The organism is Microseira wollei NIES-4236 (genome assembly GCF_020521235.1).
In the GTDB taxonomy this organism is placed as follows: domain Bacteria; phylum Cyanobacteriota; class Cyanobacteriia; order Cyanobacteriales; family Aerosakkonemataceae; genus Microseira; species Microseira wollei.
Genome location: NZ_BLAY01000212.1, coordinates 1 through 15,509, shown reverse-complemented (window position 1 = coordinate 15,509; position 15,509 = coordinate 1). Strand labels below are relative to the sequence as shown.

General features: G+C 45.7%; 8 protein-coding genes and 2 pseudogenes. 5 read left to right on the top strand and 5 right to left on the bottom strand.

Features of this window, described 5'->3' with window-relative positions:
- The 3 genes from MiSe_RS41790 to MiSe_RS41780 form a co-directional block, all read right to left on the bottom strand.
- The coding region (locus MiSe_RS41790; protein ID WP_226591945.1) for an ATP-binding protein at positions 1-2,324 on the bottom strand (2,324 nt) is incomplete at its 3' end.
- 629 nt (positions 2,325-2,953) lie between these two features.
- A complete protein-coding gene (locus MiSe_RS41785; protein ID WP_226591943.1) occupies positions 2,954-5,587 on the bottom strand; it encodes a sensor histidine kinase in 2,634 nt (877 codons plus the stop codon).
- A gap of 19 nt (positions 5,588-5,606) precedes the next feature.
- Positions 5,607-6,911 (bottom strand): RNA-guided endonuclease InsQ/TnpB family protein, encoded by a 1,305-nt coding sequence (locus tag MiSe_RS41780; RefSeq protein WP_226591941.1) that lies wholly within the window; start codon positions 6,909-6,911, stop codon positions 5,607-5,609.
- A gap of 304 nt (positions 6,912-7,215) precedes the next feature.
- Between MiSe_RS41780 and ftsH the strand changes: the two genes are divergently transcribed.
- Positions 7,216-9,135, top strand: coding sequence for an ATP-dependent zinc metalloprotease FtsH (gene ftsH, locus MiSe_RS41775; RefSeq protein WP_373873007.1), 1,920 nt, complete (start codon positions 7,216-7,218; stop codon positions 9,133-9,135).
- A gap of 547 nt (positions 9,136-9,682) precedes the next feature.
- Here the strand turns inward: ftsH and cofG are convergent.
- Positions 9,683-10,636, bottom strand: a complete 954-nt coding sequence (gene cofG / locus MiSe_RS41770) for a 7,8-didemethyl-8-hydroxy-5-deazariboflavin synthase subunit CofG (protein WP_226591947.1) — start codon at positions 10,634-10,636, stop codon at positions 9,683-9,685.
- Between the two features lie 227 nt (positions 10,637-10,863).
- Positions 10,864-11,529 (bottom strand): helix-turn-helix transcriptional regulator, encoded by a 666-nt coding sequence (locus MiSe_RS41765; RefSeq protein WP_226591939.1) that lies wholly within the window; start codon positions 11,527-11,529, stop codon positions 10,864-10,866.
- 469 nt (positions 11,530-11,998) lie between these two features.
- On the opposite strand from MiSe_RS41765, the gene MiSe_RS41760 reads away from it, so the two are divergent.
- The 4 genes and pseudogenes from MiSe_RS41760 to MiSe_RS41745 form a co-directional block, all read left to right on the top strand.
- Complete coding sequence (locus tag MiSe_RS41760) at positions 11,999-13,057, top strand: hypothetical protein (protein ID WP_226591937.1); 1,059 nt, start codon at positions 11,999-12,001, stop codon at positions 13,055-13,057.
- A gap of 270 nt (positions 13,058-13,327) precedes the next feature.
- Positions 13,328-13,735, top strand: a pseudogene (locus MiSe_RS41755) (RRXRR domain-containing protein); the annotation flags it as partial.
- A gap of 188 nt (positions 13,736-13,923) precedes the next feature.
- Positions 13,924-14,802: pseudogene (gene iscB, locus MiSe_RS54240) on the top strand (RNA-guided endonuclease IscB); the annotation flags it as partial.
- 271 nt (positions 14,803-15,073) lie between these two features.
- Positions 15,074-15,509 (top strand): photosynthetic reaction center family protein (locus MiSe_RS41745; RefSeq protein WP_507770236.1); only part of this gene is annotated, 436 nt, incomplete at its 3' end.

Sequence of the window (15,509 nt, the reverse complement as noted above, 5' to 3'; positions counted from 1 at the left end):
CTTTCTTTTCCCTCAGGTATCGCCTGTCTTTCTTTTCCCTCAGGTATCGCCTGTCTTTCTTTTCCCTCAGGTATCGCCTGTCTTTCTTTTCCCTCAGGTATCGCCTGTCTTTCTTTTCCCTCAGGTAAAGATAAATCTCGCCAGACTCCTATACCCAAATTGAGATGAGGGACAATTTCAAATATTTTGTCTGATAAAGTTTCTGGCGGACTATTCTGCAACAGCAGAAGACCAATTTGTAAGTGAACGGCTGTTTTCTGCGTTTGATCGATCGAGTTATACGCCGCCTGTTGCACGCGATCGTGCGTAAATTTATAATCTTGCTCAGGCTGGATTAAACCCCATTCAACTGCTATAACTAAGTCTTGGACAACTTCGCCAGGTAATTTCTGGCAAATTATAGACAGGGTATTTAAGTCAAAATTGTTACCTACACAAGCACCTAAGCGTAAAATATTTTGGGTTGATTCGGGCAGTTTTTTCAACTTATCAATCAATAATTCTACAACATTATCGGTGATGTTCATCGCTGCAATTTTAGCCATATCCCATCGCCAATTCAGACAATCTAAATCAAATACGAGTAGGTTTTCTGCGTAGATCTGTTTCAAAAATTCATTAACGAAGAAAGGATTGCCTTCGGTTTTACGATGCACTAATTTTGCCAAGTCTTTAACCGCTTCAGTAGGACTGTGCAAGGTATCGGCAATCAGTTGTGTCACGGATTTTAGACTTAAAGGTTCTAAGGTAATCTGGTTGATAGTGACTCTTTTTTTTCCCAATTCATTAACCGCGAGTTTCACCGGATGATTCGGGTTAACTTCTTGCTCTTGATACGCGCCAATTAGCAACAGGTATTGCAGATCTATATCGGTCACTATCAGTTTGATTAACTTGAGCGTGGCGGTATCAGTCCAATGGAGATCGTCCAGAAAAATTACTAATGGATGTTCGGGTTGGCCAAACACCCGGATGAAGTTTTGGCAGGCGAAAATAAAGCGATTTTGCGACTCGATTGAACTTAATTCTGGGACGGCTGGCTGTTTACCTATAATCAGTTCCAATTCGGGTATCGCATCGATAATCACCTGACCTTGCTGATGCAAAGCTGCTAATAATTTTTCTCGCCATTGCTGGAGTTGCGGTTCGCTTTCTGTTAGCAATTGTCGCACCAATCCCTGAAACGCACTGACGATACCGCTGTAGGGAATGTTCCGCTTCAATGGGTCGAATTTCCCCGTCAGAAAATAACCGCGTTTTTTGGCGATCGCTTGATAAATTTCTTGCACCAGTGCTGACTTGCCAATCCCGGAATAACCCGTTACTAACATCAATTCAATTTTGGATTGAGGACTCTTCCCCTCTCCCCCTGCAACTCGTTCAAATGCTGCTAGTAAAGTTTTGACCGCTTGTTCCCTTCCGTAAAATTTTTGCGGTATTTCAAATTTGTCCGAAATATCGTTTTGACCGGGAATTATATCTTCAATTTCACCATTGGCTTCTAACTGCATCAAGCACATCACTAGATCCGCTTGAATTCCCCAGGCACTTTGGTATCGAGCTTCAGGATTTTTTGCTAACAATTTCATGATAATTGCTGAAATATCCTGGGGAATATCTGGATCGATTTCATGGGGAGGTATCGCCTGTTTGGCAATCTGACAGTGTACCAACTCGATTGGGTCGGTTGTTTTAAAGGGTAGCTGGTTGGTCAGCAGTTCGTAAAACGTGACTCCCAAAGAGTAAAAATCAGTTCTGTAATCTAGAGAACGGTTCATTCTGCCGGTTTGTTCCGGCGATATATAAGCTAAAGTTCCTTCTAACAGATTGGGATTGTTTAGCGTTGGGTTTTGACGGCTTAAGATTGTAGCAATACCAAAGTCGATCAGTTTTATCTGTTCGGTTTCTCGGTTGTAAACAATGTTGGATGGGTTGATATCTTTGTGTATAATATTGGCAGCATGTATTTCCCCGATAATTTCGGTAAGTTTAATGGCAATCTCCAAAAATTCAACCAGGGTAATCTTTTGGCTTGATTTAACCAGTCTTTTTAAAGATTCTCCTCCAAAATACTCTAAAATCATTACCAGCGTATTTTGATATTTTTCCAAGCTATAAGCTTTGATAACTCCTGGGAGCTTCAATTGCTGGGTGATTTCATATTCTTGTTTGTATTGGTTCAGTTCCGCTATACTGGGATAATCTGACTTTAGAACTTTTAGAATCGCCGGGAGCTGTTTTCGCTCATAGATTCCCCGATAAACTATAGACTTTTCACTTTCGTAGATTTTCGCTTGAACAACAATACCAGGAAGGATAATCATACTCAGTCGATCCTTTCAAGTAGTAGATGCAGTTTCTTCTATCGGCAACAAAAAACCAAGCACGAACAATAGGGTTAACCACAAATTAACCCGAATTCATTATCCAGGCAGGGGGAAGAAAGTGGGGGTGGACAAGATGTTAAAGATTTTTTGTTAACTTTTTATTCATATGTAAGTATATATTTTTTATCAGACCACCGCAATCGTGTAATCGGGAAACGAGTAAAGCATTGGTTGACTCTGACTGGAATGCTTCTCAAAATATTGGTCAATGGGTTGGTGTTTCATGCCTTTTACAGCGGATTGCTTTTCGAGTCAGGTAGAGCCTTTTGGCTTGTTTGTCAAGCGCGCAGCAAAAATGGCAGCGCGCTTGACAAACTCAGGACTTAGGCAAAAAAACAAAGGGCGATCCGCAAAATCATCGGTTTCCAGTCGCGAGATTGACGCATCACCTTTGTTTTTGGCTTTGCGTGCGTCAGTCCTGAAACTCAGGTGTACCTCTTTGGGCTGCAATGTGCTATAAGTCTATGCCTATGGCAGGCTATGCCAAAGGCACGCTACGGGACGCCAACAGAAGGCTGTATCTGCAATGGGTATAGCTGATGCGTGAGGGTGGATTCATCCCCCGCTTAAATTGCTGGTAATGTAAACCAAAAAGTTGCTCCAGCGCCAGGGCTGCTCTTGACACCAATTTCGCCGCCGTGAGCGATAATAATTTGACGGCACAAATATAAACCCAACCCAATGCTAGTTGAGCGTCGATTGTGGGAACCTCTGACATAAATTTCAAACAGATGATCGCAGGTTTCTTGACTCATGCCAACGCCATTATCTTGCAGCGTAATGCGAATTAGAGAATTGGTAATAGGTAATTGGTCATTGGTAATGGGTGAGTTGGGTTCAGTCTCGACGGTGGCGCTGAGTGTGAGGCAAAGTCCGGGTGGGTTATGGTTTAAAGCATTGGCGATCAGATTCTCAAAAACGCGCCATAGCTGATTTGGATCTGCATTAATAATTGGTATATTATTGGGGACTAAATTTGTCAGCGTGGCTTGATTTTTTACTAACAATGGCTCTAATTCTGCCAGAATTGATGCAATAAGCTGGCTCAGTTGTACTGGTTCGCGGTGCAGAACTATCCCGTGGATTTCGCTTGAGTGAACTTCCAAGAGCGAGTTAATTAAGTGGAGTTGGCGATCGCTACTTTGCACCATGCGTTCTAAAATCGATCGAGAAACTGGAATTGCTAATTGTTCGTTGCCATTAGCTAGTAAGTTTTTTAACACCATTAACCAACCCATTACGGGGGTTCGCAAGTCGTGGGTAACCGCATGTAAAAATAAATCTTTGATCTGGTTTAATTCTTGCAATTCTTGCATTTTTTGTTCTAGTTGCGCCGTGCGTTCTAGAACTTGGCTTTCTAAGTTAGTATTGAGTGCTTGGACTTGTTGATAGAGTTCAGCTTGCTGGATGGCGATCGCCACCTGAGTCGCCAGCTGCTTTAGCAAGTCAATTTCAAATGACCGCCAGTGACGCGGTGCAGAACATTGGTGCGCCGCTAACACTCCAAACGCTTCTTCCCCCAGCATAATCGGAACTACTAAACCAGCTTTGATGTGATATTGCTGATAAAATTCTGCGATAACTTGGGGTACTTTTATACCAGAAGTATCATCAATTACCCGGATGCAATTTTCGTCAAATAGTGCATTCGCTGCAATTTCCCTTGCGTTTTCGATCCGCCATCCCCGAATTGAAGGCCATTGAAAGTCTACAGATTCGGCGACAACTTTGGCAATTCCTGTGGGAGTTCCTTGGTAGATATAAACGCGGTCGGCGTGCAGAAATTGCCGCACTTCTGCCACGGTGGTGTTAAGAATTTGGTCGAGATTGAGACTGCGGCGAATGCGGAGGGCAATTTGAGCTAATAAGCGATCGCGTTCTGCTGCTATTTTAATCTGTTCTTGATCTCGGATGCGATCGCTAATATCGGTGACAACCAGCAGAATACATTCTTGACCGCCTAAAACAATCCGTTCTGCCGAGTACAAACCCACCATAATTTCCCCCGACTTTTTGCGAAACTGGAATTCAAAGTTGCGAATTGCCCCCTGATTTTGCAACATTTGAATCGAGCGAAGGCGGTCTTCTAAGTTGACCCAAAGATTGAGTTCAAGCGCGGTACGACCGATGACTTCGGCGCGGTGATAACCGCTAATTGATGAGAAATTGTCGTTGATGTCGATCAGGCGTCCTTCTGGGAAACTAGCGATCGCGATGGCGCTAGGACTCGATCTAAAAGCTTTGGAAAACTTTTCCTCTGACTCGCGCAACGCTGCTTCTGTCCGCTGGCGTTCGTGCGCTTCAATTGCCAGAGAAACTAAATCTGCAATCGAACCGGCGAAATTTTCTTCCTCCAACGCCCAATGACGCCCCGGTTCTACTTGTTCGTGACACACAACCCCCACCATTTGACCTTCTAACCAAATCGGTGCATCTAACATCGATTTTAGACCCAAAGGCGTCAGATAATTTTGGGAAAATTCTTTTGTTCTCGGATCGGTATGAGCATCGTGGGCGGCAATAGTTCGATCTGTTTCTAATGCTTGAAAATAATTTGGATAAGTATCTGCTGCCAGTTCCATCCCTTGAGAATGACGATTTGCGCTGCGTTCGTAAAGGTCAAGGCAGACTAATTTTAATTTGGCATCTTCTGAAATATGCAATTTGAAATTATTGTATAACCAAACGCTCACCCGCTCAATTTCTAGAGTTTGGGCAGCAGCTTCGGTAATTTCTCGAATCGCTGCATTCAAATCCCCCTGATTGAGCGTTTTACGCCTTGCGAGTTTCATCAGGATTTCGGTTTGGCGGCGCAGGCGTTGTTCGCTTTCCCGCAAGGCAATTTCTGCCTGCTTGCGTGAGGTAATTTCTTGCGACATCACCATTCCAGCTAAAATTTCTCCTTTATCGTTTTTGACTGGTAGGGTATGGAGGCTAAAAACCCGGTTGTCGTATTGCACTTCAAAAGCATTTGTCTCCCCTGCAAGTGCTGCCCGATAATATGGTTCGATGATGTGGCAAATTTGGCGAGACCATACTTGCCAAATTGTCTTTCCTTCTAACAATTCTTTGGAAACACCGATCGCTGCTAATCCTGCGCCTTCTGCAATGCAATAGCGCAAATCCCGATCGAACAAGAAAACGCCACCGTTGGGAAAGTTTTTAGCTAGGGTGCGGTATAAATCTTCACTTTCAAGCATAGGTGACATCCTCCCGGCGCTAACCTTGCGGTATAGCGTGGGGTTCCAAACCTCGCGATTTGGCATTCCTAGTTTTTCCCTTGCGGGGTTTTGCCTCTGACCTAGATAGAATTGCTTCCATCCCCGGCAGACCGACTGCATAGGCGTTTTCGATTCCCCAGAGTCCCTGGGTACTCAACTGTTCTAGACCACGCAATCTGATAACAAGAGCAGCAGCATAGTCTCTATCTGTTTCGTATCCACACCTATCACATTTATGCACTCGGAGCGACAGTTCCTTTTTGCCTGTATGCGTGTTGCATTTAGGGCAGGTCTGGGATGTACCATCTGGGTTGACACGGGCAAAGTAGACAAGATGTTTCTTCGCTACCCATTCGAGTAGATTGAGGAACTGTCCAAAAGCCGCATCAAGGGTATGCTTTCGCAGCATACCCCTAGACATAGCTTTCAGATTCAAGTCCTCAACAAATATCATTCCAATCCCATCTTTTTTACAAAGACGGTTGGCTAGCTTGAACTGCCAATCTTTCCTCACGCTTGCGATGTGGTTGTGGAATTTAGCAACCTTGATTCTTGCTTTTTCGCGGTTGGCAGAATCCTTTTTTGTTCTGGCATACTTGCGTTGCAGCAATTCAAGCTCGCGGTACAAGGATGTCAGGAATTTGGGTCTAGCAATAAATTCCTTATCGGAGGTTGTTAGAAATTTTTCCAATCCTAGGTCGATGCCCAGTGCATCCCCATGAGGGTGAGCATCTGGAATTGAAACATCAGACTCTATTGTGAATACAGCTTCCCAGCTATCAGCTTTTCTTAACACTCTAACTTGCTTAACCACAAACCCATCTGGAATTGGTCGATGTAAGTTAATCGGTATTCTCCCAATCTTGGGCAAAGTGATTTGCCATCCGGTTATCGGGTTGGCTTTGAACTGAGGAAAAAGCATTGACTTCAGTTGCCCAAACTTCTTGAAGCGAGGAAAGCCAAATCCTTTGCTCTGAAAATAGTTCCAAGCATCGTGCAATCTCCGAATCGTAGTTTGCCAGACCTGAGCCGGAACTTCTGCTAAGGAGGCAATTTTTTTCTTGGCTTTTGGGAGTGCGTTCTGCTGGTTGTAGTAAGTTGGGAACGGCTGGGAAGCGGGAATTATATATTCTTGCTCCAACGAACAATAATCCAAACTACATTTACGCGAATTTACCCAATCTTTTATTTCTCGCAAAGCATGATTATAAACCTTGCGGGATATCTCCAACCAATCGAGCAACATTTGCTCTTGGCTGGCATCTGGGTAAATTCTGTAGCGATAGTTCATTATTAGAGTCATGTCTATATTCTAACATAGAACTGCTAGTCTATAGACCTAAGCTAATTGTCAATTTTATCGGGATTGACCGAATAAAATTGACGAAAGGGGATGTCCATGTATCCCGTCGCCAAATCTTTGATTATGGCGCGGGACTTATAGCCTCCCCCAAACCCCCCACCATTAGTTAATTAATCCTCCAAAATCGGATCTTCTCCATTTTTCCCAGCTTATCTATCTTCCTGGACACCAAGGCTTCGCTAAACTGGGAGTGGAGCGCGTGCATTGCGCCCCAAAGTCAAAGTGGCGAATACCAGCAGATCTCATGAACAAATCCCCCATACAAACCAACAAAAAGCACCCAATCGCAAGAGGCAAAGCAAATCTAGGCGCGATTGCAGCCAGTTTGCTGATCCTCCAGGGAATGCTAGCAGCCTCCCCAGCCTTAGCTAATTCTCCCCCGCAGCAGCCATCCCCCTCCCCCTCGGCGCAGCCATCCCCCCTCACCTATGGCGATCTGATCGAGAAAATCGAATCCGGTCAAGTCACCAGTCTGCAAATTGACCCAACTCAACAGGTTGTCAGAGCCAAGTTAAAGACTCAGATTGACGGCAAATCTGAATTAGTAGTCCCGATATTTCTGCAAAATCCAGAACTAATTAAAAAACTACACGAAAAAAAAGTTCCCTTCGAAGTACAACCCACTACCGATAACAGCGCTGCCTTTGGATTTGTAGTCAACCTGCTATTAATTATGGTATTAATCGCAGGATTGCTGATGATTTTGCGTCGTTCGGCAAATGTTTCCAACCAAGCGATGAACTTTGGCAAATCTCGCGCCCGCTTTCAAATGGAAGCCAAAACCGGAGTGAAATTTGACGACGTAGCAGGTATTGAAGAAGCCAAAGAAGAACTGCAAGAAATCGTCACCTTCCTCAAACAACCAGAAAAATTTAGCGCCATCGGTGCGCGCATTCCTAAAGGCGTTTTATTAATTGGCCCACCGGGAACTGGTAAAACTTTATTGGCTAAAGCGATCGCTGGAGAAGCAGCCGTTCCTTTCTTCAGTATTTCCGGTAGCGAATTCGTCGAAATGTTCGTCGGCGTCGGCGCATCCAGAGTCCGAGATTTATTCAAAAAAGCCAAAGAAAACGCCCCTTGTTTGGTATTCATTGATGAAATCGACGCCGTAGGCCGTCAGCGCGGCGCCGGAATAGGCGGCGGTAACGACGAACGCGAACAAACCCTCAACCAATTACTAACAGAAATGGACGGTTTTGAAGGCAATAGCGGTATTATTATCATCGCCGCTACGAACCGTCCCGACGTATTGGATGCGGCTTTATTGCGACCGGGAAGATTTGACCGTCAAATCTTAGTCGATGCCCCCGACTTTAAAGGACGCCTAGAGATATTAAACGTCCACTCCCGCAACAAAAAACTCGACCCGGAAATATCTTTAGAAACCATCGCCCGTCGCACTCCTGGATTTACCGGCGCCGACTTGGCAAACTTACTCAACGAAGCTGCAATTTTAACTGCCAGAAGGCGCAAAGAAGCCATCACAATGGATGAAATTAACGATGCCGTTGACCGCGTTGTTGCCGGGATGGAAGGCACGCCCTTGGTAGATAGCAAGAGCAAGCGATTGATAGCGTACCACGAAGTAGGACACGCCATTATCGGCACTTTACTTAAAGACCACGACCCAGTGCAAAAGGTAACATTAATTCCACGGGGACAAGCGCGGGGATTAACTTGGTTCACGCCAAATGAAGAACAGGGATTAATTTCTCGCTCTCAAATTTTGGCCTTAATTACTAGCATTTTGGGAGGACGCGCCGCCGAGGAAGTAATCTTTGGCGATGCAGAAATTACCACGGGTGCTGGTAATGACTTGGAAAAAGTATCATCTCTGGCGCGGCAAATGGTAACCCGTTTTGGCATGTCCGACTTAGGGCCATTATCTTTGGAAAATCAGTCGGGCGAAGTATTTCTAGGGCGCGATTTTGTAGCGCGAAACGAGTACTCGGAAGAAATAGCCGCCCGCATTGATTCCCAGGTTCATAATATTATCCAGCATTGTTACGAACAAGCCAAGCAAATTATTCAGGAAAACCGCACCTTAATCGACCGCTTGGTAGAAATTCTCGTCGAGCAAGAAACGATTGATGGCGATAAATTCCGTCAAATCGTCGCCGAACACGTGCCACTACCAGAACAACCATTAGCATCCAGTTTTTAAGCACGAACATGGGAGGTAAAACCTCCCCCCTCTCGTCCTCTCGTTCCCAGGATCTTGCCTGGGAACGAAACACCAGTAGGGGCACGGCGTAGCATAATTTTTGGTTGATATCAAAGCTTTTCTGATGCCGTGCCCCTACAGGCTGAAATTTATTTCCAGGCTTGTTAGGCTGGTAAACTAGGCGGGCGAGACCCCCACCCCACAAGAGTTTTTCTGGTTTTGTGGGGTGGCCATCCTGCCCGCCTCGATTTTAAGCGCGGGCGAGACGCCCACCCCACAAGAGTTTTTCTGGTTTTGTGGGGTGGGCATCCTGCCCGCCTCGATTTTATAGCGGATTGCCAGGGAGTGAGGTACAGCCTTTTGGCGCCAGAATGCAATAGCGGCAGCATTCATGCTGCCGCTATTGCATTCGAAGGTGTACCATCACCGTCTGCAATCTGCTATAAGCGCGGGCGATCCGCCCACCCCACAAGAGTTTTTCTGGTTTTGTGGGGTGGGCATCCTGCCCGCCTCAAATATTTTTGCCAGAGGTTTCCTGAAATTTATTTCAACGCATCCGCCACCGCTTCACAGACGCTTGCAATTCAACAGATAACCATTCATCGTACTGGGGATAAACGGGTAAACGCGGCATTAATTTCCACCCAGCAGGCTGTAAAATTTCTGGCAATCTCTGATAGTGACGATGGGGATAATCGGGATTGACTTCATCTTTTGGCCCAATTCCGCCTAAATCTCTCGCACCCGCCTCTAAACAAGCTAATAACCAATTGTCATCTTGTACTAAATTGGGAGGAATTTGTATCGTAATATCTGCTGGCAGAATTGCACGGGCAGTTGCAACTATTTCCGGTAATTGAAGCAAATCAAAACCAGGTGCATCCCAAATCTGCCGCTCCCCTGGACTATAAGGTTGTAAAATAACTTCTTGTATGTGTCCCCAGCGTTGGTGAATTCTTGCTATTGCTTCTAAACTTTCCCACCAATCTTGCTGTGTTTCTCCAATTCCCAACAGCACTCCAGTAGTAAATGGTATTCGCAATTCTCCCGCCCATTCTAACTGTTGCAACCGGACTTCTGGTAACTTACTCGGTGCGTGGCGGTGAACGGTTTGCAACAGTTTGGGCGTTAATTGTTCTAACATTAACCCCATTGATACATTAACCTTTTTCAACTGAGCCATTTCTTCATAACTTAATGGCCCCGCATTTGTATGGGGTAAAAATCCAAAAAAAAGTGCTAATTTACACATGTCATATATGCGCTGGAACCAGAACCTACGCCTCGAAGACCGTGGATGCACCTCGCCGCTGAGGATGAGAATCTCGCAAATTCCCTGATTTTGAAGCGATTGCAGAATTAACTCAGCCTCTGGCAGCGTCAGCCAAGGACTTTGACCAGGTTCGGCGCGAAAGTTACAATAAGCACATTGATTAAAGCATTCATAAGTGGGAACTACCGTATAAGCCGGACTATAACTAATAACGCGAGAAGGTATCATAGCAAAGATTCTAAACGTAGGGTGCGTTAACGAAGTGTAACGCACCGCTACCACCATATAACTCAAGAATCCCGGTTTCTCCAAGCAACCGGGATTCTCAAACAGAACTATTTTCACTTGATTTACCTACCTGCACTTACAGCACAAGCCTTGGCACCTTTAAACATCGCTCTCACTCCCAAAATCAAAAATTAGATCGTGCACCCTGATGAATCTCGGTTTAACCCTCAACTCACCAGATTTTTTTCTTGCCCCTGATTCCAACGTTTCTTAGCATAGATATTTTTAACGTGGGTTTTGACCGTATTGAGACTAATATGCAACGTTGCGGCAATTTCTTGATAGCTATAATCCTGGCGCAGTAAAGACCAGATTTCCATTTCCCGGTCGGTAAACTGGTATTTTTGCTGCTCGAACTGCAATTCTTCTTGCAGGATTTCGTTGCGGTTTTCCAAGAATACCAAGATATACTGGAGGCGCCCTGTCCCTCTAGAATCGTCACTCGCATCTGAGTTGAGCCAACTCGCCCGGACGCGAATTGTTTGTTCTCCAGCAGCTTGACACTCTAAAATCACGGGTTGATCGCTAGCGTTGCCGTTTTTGATTAATTTGTGGCAAATTTCAGAAACTACTTCCGGTAAACCTGCCCAGGTGCGATCGATCTCTGCTAAAGCTTGGCACAGTTCCTTAGCTTGTCGATTCACGTAGACGGGTTTAACGTTGCGGGAGATAATCATCAAACCTTCGCGCAACGATTCAGCCAGAATCTGCCAAGACCAATCAAACGTGGCTGGCTTGGGTTGGGAGACTTCCTCGTTGAAGTTGCGCCGATCCCAGCAAGAATTTAAGATCCGTGTTCCTTCTGAGGCAATAGGCAGTGTGTGGACTGTCATCTGTATAATCCCTTAACTCCTGATGCCATCTTCGTGTGGGCGTTGGTGAAGTCGCAATGAGCAACCTGTAACCCTCACCAATTCCCTGAAGTCAAACCCCATCAGTAGAAACAGGGTGAATCGCCCTGAAGTAGGGTGAAGTTTTTTGGAGAAATAAGCTTTTCCAGTTGCGGCTGAGAAATAATAAATGTCAGGCTATGCCATCGCAGCCTTCCAGCCAAGTCCGAACATGGCCCAATCCCAGGCAACGTTGATGTAGAGAGCAACGATTTGAGCGCAATTGCGCTCAAAAAACAGTAAAAGTTGGATTTGGCAACCGATTCGTAGAATAGAGCCACCCGTTACGACAAAACTCGAGGGTGTGAATCGGTTTGTCCTATACAGCATCCTCTGTACTTATATTCCAACGAGCGATCGCCAAACGCCTCACCCGTTTGGGTAGTTCTTCAGACAATCACCTGAACATCTTATGAACCCAACCAGCTTAAACCAGTGGTTTTCCATCGACCAACAGCGTAACTACGTCTCAAAGTTAACGGGGCGGCATGGTTTAACTCGTCGTCGGGCGGAGTACTTTGTCAAGTTGTGGGCGTATTTACTGCTGAAGCAGCAGGAAGAGATGGGGAACGGCAAGGTGCAACCTTTGAGGGAACTTTCCCCACTGCTCGGGGCAATTCCCTGTACCCATCGCGAGGCGGCAGAACTATTTTACTCGGACAAAGAAAGGGGGAGCGATCGCGCTGCCGGAATGATGATCGACCAGCTGGTGTACCTCCGTTTAATTAAGAAAAAATTTGACGGCAGCACAATTTGCATTGAAATCCGCCCTCTACCAGAACTCACCCCACGACCCCAACCCGAACAACCGATACAGGTCAAAACCGATGCCTTCAATCCCCGCACCGATGCCATCCCCGCCGCCAATCTAATTGTCCGCAACTACAGCTGGTTGAATCCAGAAGGGACGCCTACCTACAGGATTGTTAGGTTACTGCAGGGTTGGGCGCAGCAATACCCGAGTGGGATGCGGGTGCTGCGTCGTTGCGACAATGAAAATGTGGTTGGATTTTACATGCTGTATCCAACCGCAAGGGAATCCGAGGAAAAGTTTTTTCTGCCACCCAGCAAAAGCCTCTACGTGACAGTCAATGTGGAAACCGATCCGATGGCACTCGCAACTCCAGGCGATCGCGATTGTACCGTTGCCTTTGTGCGGTCTTGGACTGTTAATGCTCCTTTTCTGCAAAAAGGCTACCTGACTCAATTTGTACAGGACGTGCAGCAGACGCTGCGCCAGATGCAGCAAGAATTTCCCAACCTCTGCGACCTCTATGCTATGGTGTTCCATCCGGAACACGACGAACTGCGAATAGCTTTGGGTTTCCAAAAAACCGTTGAAGATACTCAGCTACCCCTCAGCTGGATCTATCAACCAGTCGATCGATTTTTAGCCTTGGATGTCCCTCAAGCACTGGCGAACCTTAGACTATCTCTGCCTGAAGACTTGTCATTAACCCTACGTCTTTAGATAGGGGCTTGTAAGACTTAATTCTTGCTTGCGCTCGAATTATTCTACAAGCCTACATCACCAGACTAAGACTTACTTTGTCACGGTAGGAACAAGTGTTAAAGCTCCTAAGAGCGAAGGCACGAACCAGTTTTATCTGCTAGAACTTCAGCATTAAACAGGCGTACAAGCGTTAAGCCAGTCTGTTGAAGAAAGTACCGATTCTGAACATTGTCGTTAGCGAAGCGGGGCAGCCCGGTTCACATTACCCCGAAAGCGAGATTAAAACTCATGTTGGTATTTGTTTTGGACAATAAAAAACAACCGCTAAACCCAACTAACCCAGCCAGAGCCAGAAAATTACTCAAGTCAGGTAAAGCAGCGGTTTACAAGCGAGAGCCATTTACGATTATTTTGAAGGTGGAAGTTGTATAACAGAACAATCAAAAATTAAGCAGCAAAATCGACCCTGTATCGAGGAAAACAGGTATAGCAATCCTCCGAAACGAAATTGTTTTGTCGGCGGCTGAACTAACTCATAGAGCGTTTCAAATTCGAGATGCCCTGACCTCTAGAATACAGTTAAGACGTTCTCGCAGAAATCGCAAGACCCGTTATCGTCAACCTCGATTTAACAATCGGTGTCGTACTGATGAATGGTTGCCACCTTCTTCCATCAGTCGAGTAAATAACATTTTGACCAAAAAGGGGGAAGGGGGAAGGGGGAAGGGGAAAAGGGATACTTGCCCCTGTTTTTAAACATGGATTAAAGTTGAAGATGTGTTTCCTTATACTTCGTACGAGAAATACAGTGTCGAAGTTAAAAGCCCCTAGCTTTAGTTATGGGGTTCCCTTTCCCCTTTCCCCTTTCCCCTTTTCCCTGCCGAATGACTTGGGTTAAACGGCGATTACGGTTATCACCAATCACTGCAATGTCAACTGAAATGGTGCGATTTGACACTCAACTGATGCCAAATCCAGAAAATTCTGGAATTGAGTATCAACAAGGATTGCTTGCCGGATACGAGCGTATAGAATAATAATAGATGCTCGAAAAATGGCATCGGCGGTGTGCCTACTGTGGTGCTACCGACACTCAGTTAGAGATTGAGCATATTATTGCCAAGTCAAAAGGCGGGTCTAATCGTGTATCTAACTTGACCTTGAGTTGCACGAAATGTAACCAGAAGAAAGCGAATAAGCCCCCCAGAGCAATTCTTGAAGAACAAGCCTGAATTACTCAAGTCAATTCTTTACAGGTCTAAGGGACCCTTAGCCGATACAGCAGCCGTTAATGCTACTCGTTGGCAACTGTTTAACTGCCTCAAAGAGTTAGGCTTGCCCATAGAAACTGGAACTGGAGGTAAAAATAAATATAACCGATGCCGTCAAAATCTTCCTCAAACACATTGGTTGGATGCTGCGAATGTAGGCGCATCAACTCCAGACAATTTAAAAGTTTTGGTATCCAACCCTTTGATTATCAAAGCAACAGGACACGGCAACCGCCAAATCTGTGGAACTAATGCTTTTGGCTTTCCGATTCGTCATCGCTCAAATATCAAAAAGCACTTTGGTTTTCTTGCCTGGCGATATTGTCAAAGCTGTTGTCACCAAAGGCAAAAAGGTTGGCTCTTACCTAGGTCGGGTTCAATCCCCTCGCAACAGGCAGTTTCGACATCACAACGGCGACAGGTCGGGTAGCAGGGATTAGTCACAAATATTGTTCATTTATTCACAGGAGCGATGGTTATGCCTATCAATAATGATTCGCAAGCCGCTCAGTTGTTTGTGTAAGGGGGGCAGCTTCCTCCCCATGGGTGAACGACAGGGGCTACCGTTCCCTTACCAACCCCCAATTTATGGTCAACCCTGCAGCGCCTATAAGCTGCTCTAATACCACCGATAAATACTACCTATCAAAAATAAATGCAACAGATATTTACAAAACTAAATAAGTAGTTTAATCTAGAGACATCGGAAGGAAAAACCGACCGACAACCTTGAAAAATCAATCATTCCAGCAATCATAAATCCATGACCACAACCTTACAGCGCAGCAATAATGCTAACGCTTGGGATCGGTTCTGCGAGTGGATCACCAGCACCGACAACCGCCTGTATGTAGGCTGGTTCGGCGTTCTGATGATTCCTACTCTGTTAACCGCTACCATCTGCTACATCATCGCCTTCGTAGCAGCTCCTCCAGTTGACATCGACGGCATCCGCGAACCCGTAGCCGGTTCCTTGCTGTACGGCAACAACATCATCTCCGGTGCTGTTGTTCCTTCCAGCAACGCTATCGGTCTGCACTTCTACCCAATTTGGGAAGCAGCTAGCTTAGACGAGTGGCTGTACAACGGTGGCCCATACCAGCTGGTAATTTTCCACTTCCTGATCGGTGTATTCTGCTACATGGGTCGTCAGTGGGAACTATCTTACCGCTTAGGTATGCGTCCTTGGATCTGCGTCG